The 16,679-nt window shown below is 44.0% G+C and carries 7 protein-coding genes, 2 tRNA genes and 3 rRNA genes; 5 read left to right on the top strand and 7 right to left on the bottom strand.

All coding sequences use genetic code 11. From position 1 onward, the window contains the following. Positions 1–67 precede the first annotated feature (67 nt). The 3 genes from DTA23_RS18830 to DTA23_RS18820 all read left to right on the top strand — a co-directional run bounded on the left by DTA23_RS18830 (position 68) and on the right by DTA23_RS18820 (position 1,932). The gene (locus DTA23_RS18830; protein ID WP_112375646.1) at positions 68–490 is read left to right on the top strand and encodes an OsmC family protein; all 423 of its coding nucleotides are present in this window, start codon (positions 68–70) and stop codon (positions 488–490) included. A 118-nt stretch (positions 491–608) separates the two neighbouring features. Then, positions 609–923 carry a hypothetical protein gene (locus tag DTA23_RS18825; protein ID WP_046672113.1) on the top strand — a complete coding sequence of 105 codons (315 nt, stop codon included), beginning with the start codon at positions 609–611 and terminating at the stop codon, positions 921–923. Between the two features lie 130 nt (positions 924–1,053). Beyond that, a complete protein-coding gene (locus DTA23_RS18820; RefSeq protein WP_046672112.1) occupies positions 1,054–1,932 on the top strand; it encodes a pirin family protein in 879 nt (292 codons plus the stop codon). Positions 1,933–2,091: 159 nt separating this feature from the next. Here the strand turns inward: DTA23_RS18820 and DTA23_RS18815 are convergent, their stop codons facing one another. From DTA23_RS18815 to DTA23_RS18785, 7 genes are all read right to left on the bottom strand, one after another. Beyond that, entirely contained in the window at positions 2,092–3,627 is a 1,536-nt protein-coding gene (locus DTA23_RS18815; RefSeq protein WP_112373764.1) for an IS1182 family transposase, read from the bottom strand. A 130-nt stretch (positions 3,628–3,757) separates the two neighbouring features. Then, complete coding sequence (locus DTA23_RS18810; RefSeq protein ID WP_112375645.1) at positions 3,758–7,624, bottom strand: TIM-barrel domain-containing protein; 3,867 nt, start codon at positions 7,622–7,624, stop codon at positions 3,758–3,760. A gap of 398 nt (positions 7,625–8,022) precedes the next feature. Beyond that, positions 8,023–8,134: ribosomal RNA gene (gene rrf, locus DTA23_RS18805) — 5S ribosomal RNA — on the bottom strand. A 123-nt stretch (positions 8,135–8,257) separates the two neighbouring features. Next, a 23S ribosomal RNA gene (locus DTA23_RS18800) occupies positions 8,258–11,139 on the bottom strand. Positions 11,140–11,370: 231 nt separating this feature from the next. Continuing rightward, a tRNA-Ala gene (locus tag DTA23_RS18795) sits at positions 11,371–11,444 on the bottom strand. An 11-nt stretch (positions 11,445–11,455) separates the two neighbouring features. Then, a tRNA-Ile gene (locus DTA23_RS18790) sits at positions 11,456–11,529 on the bottom strand. A gap of 123 nt (positions 11,530–11,652) precedes the next feature. Beyond that, positions 11,653–13,182: ribosomal RNA gene (locus DTA23_RS18785) — 16S ribosomal RNA — on the bottom strand. Together the 16S, 23S and 5S rRNA genes with 2 tRNA genes alongside form the textbook arrangement of a ribosomal RNA operon. 1,488 nt (positions 13,183–14,670) lie before the next feature. On the opposite strand from DTA23_RS18785, the gene DTA23_RS18775 reads away from it, so the two are divergent. Both DTA23_RS18775 and ygiD read left to right on the top strand, forming a co-directional pair. Continuing rightward, on the top strand, positions 14,671–15,504 hold the full coding sequence (locus DTA23_RS18775; protein ID WP_112375643.1) for a helix-turn-helix transcriptional regulator: 834 nt from the start codon (positions 14,671–14,673) through the stop codon (positions 15,502–15,504). 115 nt (positions 15,505–15,619) lie between these two features. After that, positions 15,620–16,477 (top strand): 4,5-DOPA-extradiol-dioxygenase, encoded by an 858-nt coding sequence (gene ygiD, locus DTA23_RS18770; protein WP_204990827.1) that lies wholly within the window; start codon positions 15,620–15,622, stop codon positions 16,475–16,477. Positions 16,478–16,679: the final 202 nt, after the last annotated feature.

Here is a 16,679-nt window from a genome sequence, read left to right as displayed (position 1 = left end):
CTACATCAATGAAAATGAATCAATTCAGGCTTATTTTTGTTGTATTACAAACAAAAGAATTATCCGTATGAAATATATATTGGAAAACCCTGTCATCGGTCATATTGCCGAGCAGAAATATAAGACCAGCATCCACTGGAGGAATGGTGAATTTATTACGGATGAACCTGAAAAACTTGGCGGAAGAGATCTTGGGCCTGACCCTTACACCCTTCTGATTTCATCGCTTGTATCTTGTACATTAGCTACGCTACGCATGTACATCGATAAAAAAGGACTTGATATTCCAGAAATTTCTGTCAGTTCAAATATGTATCTCAAGATTGAAAAAGGACAGGTGGTTACGTATTTTGATCGCGAGATCGCTTTTGGACAAATCTTAATGGAAGATACCCGAGAACGACTTCAACAAATTGCCGAAGAATGTCCCATTTCAAAAATTTTAAAGGGTAATGCCATTGTTAATACAGTAATTCGTACAAATCCTTAAGAAGGAAGCATCACGATAGCGAATGATAAACAAAAGTTGCGCTTCAACTCATCAACATTAGCGTGTAACGAATTTGTGTATCATTATACTAATCATACACTTAAAAATAGCATTCATCATGAAAACCATAAACTTTCTCCTATTGGGTAAAAATGAAGAAATTCTCCTCACGCTCAAGAGAATCATTGAAAGCACACCCAGCTGGAATGCAACGATACAACAGGATTTGGGTACTTGTAAGAAACATCTGATAGACAATCCTGTAGATGTTTTATTATTGAGTTCGGGACTCTCTCCTCAGGAAGAGCATGAAATAACAGATCACCTTTCGCGGCTCACCTATCCGATTGGCCTGATCAAACATTATGGCGGTGGAAGTGGACTTCTAAAAAATGAAGTCTACAGTCTTTTTCCAGACTTACGTTCCGTTTAATAATGGCTAGACCACAAGCAACAGCTTCTTAGAGAAACAACTAAAATCCGCTAAAATCCTTTCTTTATTGAACTAGATCAATAGAAATCAATGGCTAATAGGCTAATTTTGGATACTAAATAATAAGATCATGAACAAACAGAACTTTATAAAAAAAGGCCTTTTGGGTTCCGGAATATTTGCATCAACAGTATCTTCAGCTGATATCTTGAAGAATGATATTGACGAGATAGAACCGCTTGAAACGCTGGATGCCGAAGATGTAAATTATAATTCAGACAAATTGGAAAACCATAGCGTCCTCCATAAAGCAGCTACACGCGGTCATGCAAATCATGGCTGGTTAGAAAGCAATCATACGTTTAGCTTCGCCAATTATCACGACCCCGAACGTATGCACTTTGGTGTATTGCGGGTACTAAATGATGATATGGTGGCTGAAGGAAGAGGTTTTGGCAAACACCCGCACGATAATATGGAAATCATCAGTATTCCTTTGGAAGGTGATTTGCAACACGAAGACAGCATGGGTAACAAAGCCATTATCCGGAAAGGAGATATTCAGGTCATGAGTGCCGGAACGGGCATCATACACAGTGAATATAATAAAAACACCGATCAGGTGGTGAAGTTTCTTCAGATTTGGGTGTACCCTAATCAACGGAATGTCAGCCCGCGCTACGATCAAATTACATTAGATATCGCACAAAGACAGAATAAATTCCAACAAATTCTTTCGCCCAATCCAGAAGACGAAGGTGTATGGATCCATCAGGATGCCTGGTTTTCTATGGGGCATTTTGACAAGGACGTCCAGACAAAATACCAGATCAAAAAGGCCGGAAACGGTGTATATGTTTTTGTAATAAAAGGCAGTGTTACCGTCGAAGGACAAGAATTGGAGAGCAGAGATGGCTTTGGAATCTGGGATGTCGCTGAAATTAACCTGAAAGTAACCTCAGCAGATACTGAAATCCTACTGATGGACCTCAGTATGATATTGGACTAATTTCGTACACTTAGACGTCAATTAACAAAAAGAAGCTGTCTCAAATTTATTGAGGCAGCTTTTTTTATTAAATATGGCTATGCGATAGATTTGTGAGTTGTTTGTTGATTATTTCACAGAACTGTTCATTTGGGAAGAAAAAGAACAAAAAGTAGCTTTTTAAGCTGCTTTTTTCCTTAGATTTTGCGCTATAGCCAATAAACCCCATTCTATGGACACTTTTTCCTTACCGCGGAGCATAAATCTTCGGAACCCGTGGTTCTGTTTTATGTTTCCAAAGACTGGTTCGACATCGTGACATCGCTGTTTTCTTTTGGCTATACCGACATCGCTGTTAAGCAATCCGTATGCTCTATCTTTATAAGCCTCAAGCTGTTCATTTATCTGGATGATTCTATTGCCCTGTGATTTGTGGCAAGCACCGTTCAATGGGCAGTTTGTGCAGTTTTTTGCCTGATATCTTTTTATTTTTTGCTCGAAACCTGTGGAGGTCTTTTGTGTAAATAGACCTATGCAGTTCATTTCCTGTCCCATTGGACAGATATAGCAATCTTTTGCAGGGTTATAATGTAGTTTATCAACGGAGAATGGCTTCTTGCCCGAATAACTCTTTTTCTGCTCCTTGTCAAACATACCATATTTCACATAGGCCCCAATGTTTTTCCCTTCTAGTAACGCATAGTTCTCCTGGCTGCCATAGCCAGCATCTGCGGTAATGGTTTTCAGTATTTCCCCAAAGCTCGCCTCATGTTGTGCCAGATGACCGGGTAGCGTTGTGGTATCTGTGGGGTTGGGATGTATGGTGTAATTGACGATGTATTGATTGGAAGTAGATATCTGAATGTTATAACCTGGTTTGAGCTGGCCATTTTTCATATGATCCTCTTTCATGCGCATAAAAGTAGCATCGGGATCTGTCTTGCTATAACTATTTCTATCTCCAAGCGTTACTTCCTGCTCTTCATATTGAACAATCTTGGCCGGGTAGTTTTTAGTCGCATAGCGCAACTTTGCCCTCATCTTCTTGCTTACCGAAGGTTTATCGGACAAGACCCGGTTCAGGTTATCGACCGTAGCCTGAACTTTTTCGCGGTCAATTGTTGTCAGATCGGGAGGTTCCGGAAGGTTGTCCTCTGCTTTGGCGATACTTTGGGCGTATTCCCAAATATCTTTTAAGGCAGCTTTCATCTTCTCCTTATTGGTCTGGATAGCTTTTTTCCAGACAAAGGTGTATTTGTTAGCATTGGCTTCAATCTTGGTGCCATCGGTGTAAACATCTTCTATACTCAGCAGACCTTCTTCGGATAGGAGTTTGACAACTTCTTCAAATACACTACGAAGTGCTTCTTTCAAACGAACGCCTCGAAATCTGTTGATGGTATTGTGGTCGGGATAGCTCATGCCGCTCAGCCACATGAAATTGATGTTCTCCCGGCACGCCGTTTCCAATTTGCGACTGCTGTAGACATTGCTTACGTAGCCAAACACCAAAACTTTCAACAACATCTGCGGATGATAACTGGAGCAGCCTTTTATCTTATAAGCGTCCAATAGGGACTGGATGTTGATCCGGTTGATTACATCGTTAACGATACGTACCGGATGACCTTTGGACACCAGTTCGTCCAAAGTTGGAGGAATGGCCATGATCTGGTCCTGATAGTAAGGCTTAAAAGTAGCTCTTTGAGATGGCATATATCCTTTTTGTTTACACTATAAATATATGAAAATCAAACCGTTAAAACAAATAATAAACCTTAGATAATGCAAAAAAAGAGACTGCCTTTTTGAGACAGCCTCTTTTTGTTAAGGCTATTTATTATTTTTAGAAAGTAACGGAATTCAGCTTTTTATCAACCAAAATACCATCTATCGCTTTCAGATTGAAGTTGACATTGCGTTTTGCTTTCAATTTAATCTTAAATAAAACTTCAGACCCATTCAAGGTCTCCTTATTGCCAAGATTAACAAAAGTAGCATACAGCGCTTTACCTCCACTGGTGTGAAGACGATCGTTACTATAATTGTTCATCTCTTTCAGCTGTACAGGTTCAATACCGACATATTCAAAATCGCCCTGATTGTACGGAAGAGCGAAACTAAGTGCATTGACAGCTTTGAGATTCTCTCCGCTAATACTGATCTCTACGGTTTCTCCCGACTTCAAGCTTGTTTTTGAGGGAACCAATTTTAGTTTACCAGCTACTTTTTCTTCTTTTGCTGGTTTTGCACCACCTTCGATAACAACAGCGACATTGGAAATATCATAAGCGTCAATCAAATTATTCTTATTGACATCACCATTGCTGACATAACCTTCAAAATCTCCATCACCCAATCGCAATCCCGTATAGTTAATATAGGATGTCAAATCATTATGATCGATCAATCGGTCATTATTAATATCCCCTGGTAGGTAGCTCGAAGATCCGGGCACTTTAAACACATATAATTCTCTTCCGGAGCCAAAACCTCCCACAGCTTCAGAAACTGAAATTTTGATAAATCGGGCTACTGGATGGGTTCCAAAATCAAAACGTTTCATTTCGCCATCACGTTTCCAATCAAAACTTCCAGCTTCCGTCCAGGTATCCTTATCATTGCTATAGAATACCTTTCCTTTTAAAAGGATACCATTTCCGCCATCGGTTCTTGGAAGATATTCAAACTTATCCAATTGATTAACAGATTTTAGATCTAAAGTCATATCAAACGGAACAGCTGTCTGTCCCCATTTTGTATGCCACATATCTCCCTCATCATAATTGAACAATTTATTGATACCATTTCCGCCTTGGTTATCCACAGAAGTCTCTGCTTTGATTCCTTCGATGGCAAATTCCAATGGATTTGCCTTTGTTTTTGCGGCAAATGTACTCCAATCTGAAACACCAGATTTATTGACAGCTCTAATTTTAAACTGGTAATCAGTTTCCGCGGCCAATCCTTCGAATAGCAACTGACTGTCTTTGATGGTCGAATAGATCAGATTATTGAATTCAATTTCATAATAATCAGCATTTGCAACCTTTTCCCAGGTTGGGGTTAAGGTATATGCTTGTGTATGTTGATCTGTGATAACAGCTTTGGGCGAAGTCAAAGCACCGGTCTGAGCCAGATAGTTGTCAACAGGAGCATATTCGAAACCCTCCAATTGTACTTCTATTGCAGTCGATGAGACATCCTGTTTCGCTAGTCGTACCAGCAACATCGGATTTTTCACCAAAGGTACTTTTTCAAATTCAGATCCCTTGGTTGCAAAATGATTCAGGTTTGGTTGTGCGTCGTAGAAATATACATTTTCAGAAGTATTGAACGCATCTAAGCTGTTCACTTCTTTAAGTTTATTATTTTTTCCATTGACCTTTACGGTCAATTTCTTAGGTGCTTTGGTAACGTTGAAACGAATTTCGGTAGACTTCATTTTTTCAAATCCGTCAAATTCGCCCTGTGTTGGAGCAATCGTAAAAACAACTTTATTATTGTTTAACTGCGAAGTTAGGGATGTAGTTACTCCCTTACCATACCGATAAGCCTCGGTTTTTCCATCATCATCATATTCCAGGAAATTGGAATTCCCATAAGGATACACCTCATAAATACGTTGATCCTTTTTGATTTCCAGCACATTATTATTCGGGTTGGTTACCGGAATAATAGCTCCATTTTTCACAAAAACAGGCAGCTTCCAAATAGGCACATTAAAGTTATTGATGATACGGCCACCCTGGTATTTTTCACCCGTAAAATAATCAATCCATTCACCATCCGGCAGGTAGATACCATTGCGTATATCATTTCCCTTCTCATCCACACGTGTTTCCTGATAAATCGGTGCCACCAGGAAATTTGGACCATAGAGGTACTGGTATTGCGTTGCCTTTCCAAGTGTATAAGCATTTGCTTGCTCTAAAAACATCGCGCGAATGATGGGCAGACCATCTACCGCTTGTTTTGCCACACTATAGCTGTAGGGAACCAATTGAGATTTCAATTTCAGATACAGACGATTGATCGAAGTAGCTGGCTCGCCCAAAGCATGAGGGTATTTCTCGTTCGAGCCCCAGCCATCCATATTGAGTTCCATGGGTGTCCAAGTCTTCCATTGAAAATCACGGATATTGACCTTGAAGTTTTTACCACCAAAGATCCCGTCCATGTCAGAGGTAATGTTGGGCTGGCCCGAAAGTCCCGAGCCTATATATGTTGGTATGTGGAATCGAATATACTCCCATACACCTCCAGTTTGGTCACCCGACCAGATACCGGCATAGCGCTGTGTGCCTGCCCAACCATCCAATGAAATAATAAATGGACGAGCGTCGTTGCCATAGTAAGGCATGGTATGCCCTACATCAGCTACCCCGTTGAGACCAAAGGAGTATCCTGGACCAACCCAGGCCACATCCGTCTTTAGGACTCTCACACCTGCATCCCGTACCTCTTTTACTATATCACGTTGCAGTAATGCACTGATGCTGTCTTTGGGATGGAGATCAGACTGTGTCCATAAACCGATTTCCACACCATTCTTACGTGCATAATCGCCGAACTCTTTCAGGTTTTGGATATTTCCATCTAAAGATGCCGTTTGACCATATCCAGCACCGTAACCATCATTGGGAAGAATCCAACCCAAAGGCATGTCATGGGCTTTATAACGGTCTATGACTGCGCGAGCCGAAAATTGATAATTGTTTTTCTCGCCATTCAGCGATTCTTTGATTCCGCCATTGTCCTTTTGGCTTTTTTTATAGCGTTTGCCATCTTCAAAAAGAATTCCCTTTTCATCTTCTTTCCAAAAATCGCGGTTATAAGCATTAAGATGTCCTTCGTACAAACCAAATTTTGGTAGAAGAATTGGGTTACCCGTCAATTGGTAGAAATCGTTGAGCAAAGGCACAATACCGTCACCAACCATAAAAAAGACATCCAGATAATCCGTATCGTGGGCCAATTTGACTGTGCCAGCGGTTTTGGCTCCAAAGGCGTAACTTCCCTTCTTAAAAGTATGCCACATAAAACCATACCCTTTGGTTGACCAGTAATAAGGGGTTGGAGAGGCAACACCGCCATCGGTCCAGCTGTTCTGATTTTCGATAGCAATTACTTTTCCCTTATGTGAAAAACGTCCATTTTGAACGCCACCACCAAAAAAGTACTCATCCGCATTTTCCTTTAATTCAAGGCTTACTTGTTTGTCCTCAAAAACGACCGGCTTTAAGCTTTCAACTACAATCTTATTGGTTTTACGATTAAGGATACTAAACTGTGAAGTCTGTTTATCCATTGAAAAAAGAATATCGTTGGTGGAGATGCTGACCTTATTACCCTCATCCTTTACTTCGAGCTCAGCGACAGTTTTCCGAGGTTGCTCTACCAATATTTTTGCGTCGGGTTTAGCTTCAGGGTCACGAATAATTCCACCATGAACATCCTGAAACATTCTAAAAATATGATTACCGTAGAAATCTAAAGTCAGACGTTGGCCATTATCGTATACAATCTCAACTGTAGTCGGATTAATTTTTTGAATCGCGATAATACGATTAGCTTGATCGCGACCTATTGTATTGTAATAATTGATCGTACTTACTTTAGCATCGACTCGAGTGGGTTGAAAAATAAAAGGAGAAGCCAATCCCATCAGTAAACTGACTTGTGCTTTTGTACTCCAAAAAGATACCTTCATGAGTATGATTTATAATGCATTAAATTAACTTAACAATAATACAATAGTAAATTGAAGTAAAAAAAGAGTTTCAGGAATGCAAACGATTGTCCAATAATAATGTTGCAGGCTAACCGAGCTATTATAGGCTATTCACCAAATATCGAATGTTTACTTCCATGTGGCTTATGAAATGACCATGATGATAAATGCCACATAAAACTGGAGGGACTGTTACAGGGGCGCTGCAGGAAAGTAAATTCAAGCAACGTACTGCGATCACCAAAAAATATTGAAGAAATGCGATAGCATGTGCAGAGAAGTACGGAAGATATGCAATAGCATTGTACGGGGAAGTACAGGCAGGTATCTAAACGAAAGAAGCCCTTGACTGTTTCCAGCAAGGGCTTCCGTGTAAAAAAAGGCACCGACCTACTCTCCCACCTGTTACGGCAATACCATCGGCTCTGGCGGGCTTGACTGCTCTGTTCGGAATGGGAAGAGGTAGACACCGCCGATATAGGCACCTAAAATCTTTATTGGTCTGGTTCCTTTTAGGAGCATCAGGCCAACTGACATAGCTATTGAAAGAGCTTTGTTTCTTTTTGTTATTCTTTTCTAAAAATTAAAGAGGAAGACAACAGTGTTATCTGCTTGAGAAAGCTTCGGGCTATTAGTACCACTTGGCTTTGGTCTCTCAACCTTTACACCTATGGCCTATCAACGTAGTCATCTTCTACGACCCTATAAGGAAGTCTCATCTCGTGGCTAGTTTCGCACTTAGATGCTTTCAGCGCTTATCTATTCCAGACGTAGCTACCCTGCCGTACACCTGGCGGCATAACAGGTTCACCAGAGGTCTGTCCAACCCGGTCCTCTCGTACTAAGGTCAGATCCACTCAAACTTCCAACGCCCACAACAGATAGGGACCGAACTGTCTCGCGACGTTCTGAACCCAGCTCGCGTGCCACTTTAATGGGCGAACAGCCCAACCCTTGGGACCTTCTCCAGCCCCAGGATGTGACGAGCCGACATCGAGGTGCCAAACCTCCCCGTCGATATGAGCTCTTGGGGGAGATCAGCCTGTTATCCCCAGCGTACCTTTTATCCTTTGAGCGATGGCCCTTCCATACAGAACCACCGGATCACTATGTCCGTCTTTCGACCCTGTTCGACTTGTCGGTCTCACAGTCAAGCAAGCTTATGCCATTGCACTCCACGTACGGTTACCAAGCGTACTGAGCTTACCTTTGAAAGCCTCCGTTACCTTTTTGGAGGCGACCACCCCAGTCAAACTACCCACCAAACAATGTCCTCGACATCGCCGAGTTAGAAACCGAATACAGAAAGGGCGGTATTTCAAGGTTGATTCCATGACTCCTGGCGAAGCCACTTCAACATCTCCCGCCTATCCTACACATCCTGTACCCAATCTCAATGTTAAGCTATAGTGAAGGTGCATGGGGTCTTTCCGTCCCGTTGCGGGTAATCGGCGTCTTCACCGATACCACAATTTCACCGAGCTCATGGCTGAGACAGCGCCCAGATCGTTACACCATTCGTGCAGGTCGGAACTTACCCGACAAGGAATTTCGCTACCTTAGGACCGTTATAGTTACGGCCGCCGTTTACTGGGGCTTCGATTCAATGCTTCTCTTGCGATGACATCCCCTCTTAACCTTCCAGCACCGGGCAGGTGTCAGGCCTTATACTTCATCTTGCGATTTTGCAAAGCCATATGTTTTTGTTAAACAGTCGCCTGGGCCTTTTCACTGCGGCTGCTCTTTCGAGACAGCGCCCCTTCTCCCGAAGTTACAGGGCCATTTTGCCGAGTTCCTTAGCCATGACTCACTCGAGCACCTTAGGATTCTCTCCTCGACCACCTGTGTCGGTTTGCGGTACGGGTCTTCATAACCTGAAGCTTAGCGGGTTTTCTTGGAAGTCTGTTTACCTGCTCTATCAGCGCCACCGGAGCTTTGCTGTACTATTGGGTTTCAGCAGGGTCGGCGGATTTGCCTACCGTCCCTATACCTACGTCTTTCAACGAACTATTCCGTCAGTTCGCGGCAGTGTCACTACTCCGTCACCACATCGCAGTTATGAAGAGTACTGGAATATTAACCAGTTGTCCATCGGCTTGCCCCCTTCGGGTGCGCCTTAGGTCCCGACTGACCCTGATCCGATTAACGTTGATCAGGAAACCTTGGTCTTTCGGTGGGCGGGTTTCTCACCCGCCTTATCGTTACTTATGCCTACATTTGCTTTTCCATAACCTCCACACAGCATTACCACTGTGCTTCCCCGGCGATGGAATGCTCCCCTACCAGATGCATATCTTTCAATGCAAATCCATAGCTTCGGTACCGTTCTTGATGCCCGTTTATTATCCACGCCCGGCCGCTCGACTAGTGAGCTGTTACGCACTCTTTAAATGAATGGCTGCTTCCAAGCCAACATCCTAGCTGTCTGGGCAACCGGACCTCGTTAGTTCAACTTAGAACGAATTTGGGGACCTTAGCTGATGGTCTGGGTTCTTTCCCTCTCGGCCTTGGACCTTAGCACCCAAAGCCTCACTGCCGGCTATATTTGATAGCATTCGGAGTTCGTCTGGATTTGGTAGGATTTGACTCCCCCGCACCCAATCGGTAGCTCTACCTCTATCAAACTCTACGCCGACGCTGTTCCTAAAAACATTTCGGGGAGTACGAGCTATTTCCCAGTTTGATTGGCCTTTCACCCCTACCCTCAGGTCATCCGGAAACTTTTCAACGTTTATCGGTTCGGTCCTCCATTACATGTTACTGCAACTTCAACCTGCCCAAGGGTAGATCACAAGGTTTCGCGTCTACCTCATCTGACTATGCGCCCTATTAAGACTCGCTTTCGCTTCGGCTGCGTCCCTGAAGGACTTAACCTTGCCAGACAAGAGTAACTCGTAGGCTCATTATGCAAAAGGCACGCTGTCACAGGACCTGCCTGCTCCAACCGCTTGTAAGCACACGGTTTCAGGTTCTTTTCACTCCCCTGTTCGGGGTTCTTTTCACCTTTCCCTCACGGTACTGGTTCACTATCGGTCTCTCAGGAGTATTTAGCCTTACCAGATGGTGCTGGTGGATTCCCACAGGATTTCTCCGGTCCCGCGGTACTCAGGATACCACTATGTCAACATTCTTTACCTGTACGGGGCTCTCACCCTTGTCGCGCAGTTTCCCACCTGCTTCCAGTTCATAGCGCTGTACAATGTCGTGGTCCTACAACCCCGTCTATGCCGTAACATAAACGGTTTGGGCTCTTTCCCGTTCGCTCGCCACTACTTGGGAAATCATTGTTATTTTCTTCTCCTACGCCTACTTAGATGTTTCAGTTCAGCGCGTTCGCGTTTTATACGACTATTCTTCAAATAGTCAGGTTGCCCCATTCGGAAATCTACGGATCAGTTCGCATTTGCCAATCCCCGTAGCTTATCGCAGCTTATCACGTCCTTCTTCGCCTCTGAGAGCCTAGGCATCCCCCGTGTGCCCTTATTTACTTTCTTCACCGGCATAGCCTTTTGCTACTATGCGGCTGCTTTTGATATATATACCCATATGCTACGCAGAGATTCGTTCGGCATTCACCGAGGGTCTCCTCTCTACATCAAACACATACACGTATTGTCTCTATACTGTTGTCTTCTCTTGTAATTTTTTTTCTCTTTCAATATGTCAAAGAACTCTTTTTCCGGTTTGTTTCTTCGGAGCATCTGTCGATGTTCCTCCCGGAGATGTGGAGAATAACGGATTCGAACCGTTGACCCCCTGCGTGCAAGGCAGGTGCTCTAGCCAGCTGAGCTAATTCCCCTTATTATTTCGTAGTCCCGAGCAGATTTGAACTGCTGACCCCTACATTATCAGTGTAGTGCTCTAACCAACTGAGCTACGGGACTAGCTATTTCCTGTTCATCTGTCTCTCTCGGTCCTGCTCCCTTAGGGGCGGGCACTTTCTTCTGATGTTTTTCTTCTTTTGCAATCATATGTAACGTGACGAGCACCGATCTTCGATACTCTAGAAAGGAGGTATTCCAGCCGCACCTTCCGGTACGGCTACCTTGTTACGACTTAGCCCCAATTATCGGTTTTACCCTAACACGCTCCTTGCGGTAACATGCTTTAGGTACCCCCAACTTTCATGGCTTGACGGGCGGTGTGTACAAGGCCCGGGAACGTATTCACCGCGTCATTGCTGATACGCGATTACTAGCGAATCCAACTTCATGGGGTCGAGTTGCAGACCCCAATCCGAACTGTGAATGGCTTTTAGAGATTAGCATCATATTGCTATGTAGCTGCCCGCTGTACCATCCATTGTAGCACGTGTGTAGCCCCGGACGTAAGGGCCATGATGACTTGACGTCGTCCCCACCTTCCTCTCTGTTTGCACAGGCAGTCTGTTTAGAGTCCCCACCATGACATGCTGGCAACTAAACATAGGGGTTGCGCTCGTTGCGGGACTTAACCCAACACCTCACGGCACGAGCTGACGACAGCCATGCAGCACCTAGTTTCGTGTCCCGAAGGACGAGTGCGTCTCTGCACTCTTCACTAACTTTCAAGCCCGGGTAAGGTTCCTCGCGTATCATCGAATTAAACCACATGCTCCTCCGCTTGTGCGGGCCCCCGTCAATTCCTTTGAGTTTCACCCTTGCGGGCGTACTCCCCAGGTGGATAACTTAACGCTTTCGCTGGGACGCTGGCTGTCTATCGCCAACATCGAGTTATCATCGTTTAGGGCGTGGACTACCAGGGTATCTAATCCTGTTCGATCCCCACGCTTTCGTGCATCAGCGTCAATACCAGCTTAGTGAGCTGCCTTCGCAATCGGAGTTCTAAGACATATCTATGCATTTCACCGCTACTTGTCTTATTCCGCCCACTTCAAATGGATTCAAGCCCATCAGTATCAAAGGCACTGCGATGGTTGAGCCACCGTATTTCACCCCTGACTTAATAGGCCGCCTACGCACCCTTTAAACCCAATAAATCCGGATAACGCTCGGATCCTCCGTATTACCGCGGCTGCTGGCACGGAGTTAGCCGATCCTTATTCTTCCAGTACATTCAGCTAAATACACGTATTTAGGTTTATTCCTGGACAAAAGCAGTTTACAACCCATAGGGCAGTCATCCTGCACGCGGCATGGCTGGTTCAGGCTTCCGCCCATTGACCAATATTCCTTACTGCTGCCTCCCGTAGGAGTCTGGTCCGTGTCTCAGTACCAGTGTGGGGGATTCTCCTCTCAGAGCCCCTAGACATCGTCGCCTTGGTAAGCCGTTACCCTACCAACTAGCTAATGTCACGCGAGCCCATCTCTATCCTATAAATATTTAATCAACCGAACATGCGAACTGTTGATATTATGCGGTGTTAATCTCTCTTTCGAGAGGCTATCCCCCTGATAGAGGTAGGTTGCTCACGCGTTACGCACCCGTGCGCCACTCTCACCATCTTCGAGCAAGCTCTCCGATGGATCCCGTCCGACTTGCATGTATTAGGCCTGCCGCTAGCGTTCATCCTGAGCCAGGATCAAACTCTCCATTGTAAAATGAAGTTTTTGATTCCAACTATTTATAATAATCAGAATTCTTTTTTTATATCTCTGATCTTGGATCGAATTGAACGAATTACTTGAATTTGTTCATGACTTTCGACTTTCGTCTGTCTACTCGTCACGCTTACATGATTGTGTTTTCTTAAAGAACTTTTCTCGCTTCAACTTCCGTATCCGCTATATTCCGAGGGCATTGCGCCCCTCTTTATCTTTTTTGTTTTTCCCTTCGTTTCCGTTGGGACTGCAAAGGTAGAAATCTTTTTTGAACTTCCAAAAACTTTCTGACGTTTTTTTTCTTTTCTCTTTTTCCGATTTCCGCGTTTAAAATAAAATCAGCGGGATTTTAAATCCTGCCAAACTCCCTTAAACCCTTCTTTTTTTCAGGGTTCCTTCTTTCGAAGTAACCGTCCCTCCCTTGCGGAGTGGTGCAAAGATAGGGAGTTTATAAACAAACTTCCAAGCCTTTTGTTCTTATTTATTTCATTTTCCCCTTAACTACCTGTAACGGTGCGAGATTCTTTTTGTAAAACAGGTGGGCGGAAGGCTGGGAACGCCGGATCCGGCACAGGATAGGGACGGGAACCGGGATCTAACCTGGACATTGCGGGGGAAACATGGATGATCCTGAAAATTGGATCGCACCACGGACATCCGCGGAACCGGGACTTGATACAGGCTCTGCAGCGGAAACATGGATGGACAGTGTATTGATCGATCTGCTTAAGCTCGGGATCACTATGGTAGCCCGCTCGCCTCAATGCCCAATTGAAGACGGTGCGCACAGGCGCAGCAGATGGACGGGAACAAGCGTAAAAGATCGCAGAACTCAGCGCTCCGGAATACCTTCTTTTGCAGCTATACTTTCCTACCTGTTTACTTAGGTTTAGTTTAGGTTTTAGTTAGGTTTTGTTTAGGTATAGTATAGGTTAGAGCTAAACAAAACCTAACTTATTGCTAAGCTAAATATAAACAAAAGCTAACCTAAGGAATAAGAAGCCCTCAACTTTTCTTTATTTACTGGGGAAGCATGGCTCATTTAGGGCAACTAGGGTTCCGGTTGGGGATAGGACTCCGGCTGCTGCCCAAGCTCTGCGGGAACCTCCCAGCTTCCTTCCCCCCGGCTTCGTACCATGGTCGGGGCAGATTTGCCCTGCAACCGTGTTGAGTCAGTGTTGAGTCCGTGTTGAGTCCGTGTTGAGTCCGAGTCTAAGCCCTCACCCCGCTGCCGACACGGGCAAATGAATACCAACTCAGATGACAAACTAGCTTAGAAACGGATACACATATAAGGATTTATACTATAAACTAGCCAACATAAAAAATGTACCGCCAAACATCAAAGTCTCATTTGGGCACAGCATTGGAAAATAACATAGATTCAAAAGTCAATAACTGCAAACTGCCGGTAGAACACTGCGAATAGCCAATATGCAAACGAAACCGTATATTCGTAAATAGCAAATTAAAATCTTCCTTATTTTGAACGGACTTTTCAAAATTTATAAAGTTGATACCGACGAGGCATTGCGCATACAGCAATCCAAAAACGAAATACATCAACATGATTTCGAGGAATTGATTATTGGTGTGGCAGGAAAGCTCGAGCATTTTATCGATTTTAAAACAACAACCTACACCGCTCCTTTTATAAGTTTTGTCACTCAGGGCAAAACCCACCGCGTCAAACCTCTTCTGCATAATAATAACATTGAATTTTGGGTCATTCAATTTAAAAGTGAATTTATCCCCGAAACGACTTTCCAGCTCTACGCCCACTTTCATGAGCATGCGACATTGACCTTCGCCAGCCACAACTGCTTCGGGAGATTGATAGTCTTGTGTGAGCTAATGCAACAGGAATGCTTACAACATAGCGTAGACTATGCGGTTATCAAGCAGCTATTGAGCACTATCTTTACCATGATTGAATCTGAACGGAAAAGGCAATTTCCAGACAGCCAACAGCAATTAAGAAATCAGAGTACAACGTTCACAAGCTTTCTATCTATACTGGAAGAGAACTACCGCCGTCCCGAAGGCGTTAATTTTTACGCGGAGAAGCTTTTTATGTCCGCAAGAAACCTAAATTTAATTTGTCAGAGCATATTGCAACAAAGCGTTTCTGAGATCATCGAAACACGGAAACTTATTGAAGCAAAAAACCTCTTGTTGACAACGACTAAAACGATCTCGGAAATCGGCTTTGAGCTCGGCTACCAAGACAAAGCTTACTTTACCAATGTCTTCAAAAAGAAAGCCGGCATGACGCCTTCGGAATTTAGAAATGAAATTCAAAAACTTATTTCCGAATAGTACAACAGATTGACAAGATTGTTATACCGCCTAGCCAAGCCCATCCCCTACATTTGTAGTAAAAATTAACGCAGTCACATCATATCAAATGCGTAGAAAGGATTTTATTAAAATTATGACAACATTACCATTAGCTGGAGTAGCACATAAAGCAAACTCGCTCTATAAATTTTCCGAGGAACTAGAGGCAACGGATAAATTTCCGGTCTTATTTTTAGGACATGGAAGTCCCATGAACGCCATAGAGGACAACGAATTTGTGCAGGGCTTCAAAAAAATAGGTCAAACTTTCGAGAAACCGAAGGCGATTCTTGTTGTTTCCGCACACTGGGAAACACGTGGAACATTTGTCACAGCGATGGAGCACCCCGCCACAATTCATGATTTTGGCGGCTTTCCTCAGGCACTCTTTGATGTCCAATATCCAGCTCCAGGAAGCCCAGCACTCGCTTTGGAAACGCAACGTGTCGTCAGCAAAGCGGATGTTCACCTCGACGACAAATGGGGATTGGACCATGGTTCCTGGTCAGTCGTCAAACATCTATATCCTGATGCAGACGTTCCAATTATTCAAATGAGCATCGATTACACACAGCCTGCAGCATACCATTACGAGATTGCACAGCAATTAAACGCGCTAAGAAAAAAAGGGGTGCTCATTATAGGGAGTGGCAATATGGTGCACAACTTACGGATGGTCGCCTGGGACAAACTCGATACGGCAGGCTATGCGTATGAGTGGGCCACGATAGCCAACGAAAAAATGAAGCAATTCATCCAGAACGGCAATCATCAGGCGCTCATCGATTTCAGAAAACAGGGCAAAGAGTTTGACTTGGCAATTCCGACGCCTGAACATTACCTCCCTTTAATCTATACCTTGGGTTTACAGGAGAAAAATGACGAGCTGTTTCTCTTCAACGACAATTCAGTGGCTGGATCGCTGACCATGACTTCTTTGAAAATCGGGTAAGCCTCCAGCACACCTATCGGGTGTATCCAAAACGAGCCGCCCATTCCATTGACCGAGTAAAAGACCCTTGGAATAGGCGGCCTTTATATGAAATGGACGGGTTTTACACTATACTCCAACGAGTTGGAAATAATCTCGAAATTTCCATGACAAAAAGCGCTTTGATTGCAGCGCTAGGATCGATAAATTTGTTTAAAACAAA

The sequence above is a fragment of the Sphingobacterium multivorum genome (assembly GCF_900457465.1).
Classification (GTDB): domain Bacteria; phylum Bacteroidota; class Bacteroidia; order Sphingobacteriales; family Sphingobacteriaceae; genus Sphingobacterium; species Sphingobacterium multivorum.
This window is presented reverse-complemented; position numbering and strand designations above follow the sequence as displayed.

What these genes read in the sequence shown, in the direction of transcription:
- DTA23_RS18830 (WP_112375646.1), top strand. Translation starts at nt 68, where the DNA reads ATGAAATATATATTGGAAAACCCTGTCATCGGTCATATTGCCGAGCAG.
- DTA23_RS18825 (WP_046672113.1), top strand. Translation starts at nt 609, where the DNA reads ATGAAAACCATAAACTTTCTCCTATTGGGTAAAAATGAAGAAATTCTC.
- DTA23_RS18820 (WP_046672112.1), top strand. Translation starts at nt 1,054, where the DNA reads ATGAACAAACAGAACTTTATAAAAAAAGGCCTTTTGGGTTCCGGAATA.
- DTA23_RS18815 (WP_112373764.1), bottom strand. Translation starts at nt 3,627, where the DNA reads ATGCCATCTCAAAGAGCTACTTTTAAGCCTTACTATCAGGACCAGATC.
- DTA23_RS18810 (WP_112375645.1), bottom strand. Translation starts at nt 7,624, where the DNA reads ATGAAGGTATCTTTTTGGAGTACAAAAGCACAAGTCAGTTTACTGATG.
- ygiD (WP_204990827.1), top strand. Translation starts at nt 15,620, where the DNA reads ATGACAACATTACCATTAGCTGGAGTAGCACATAAAGCAAACTCGCTC.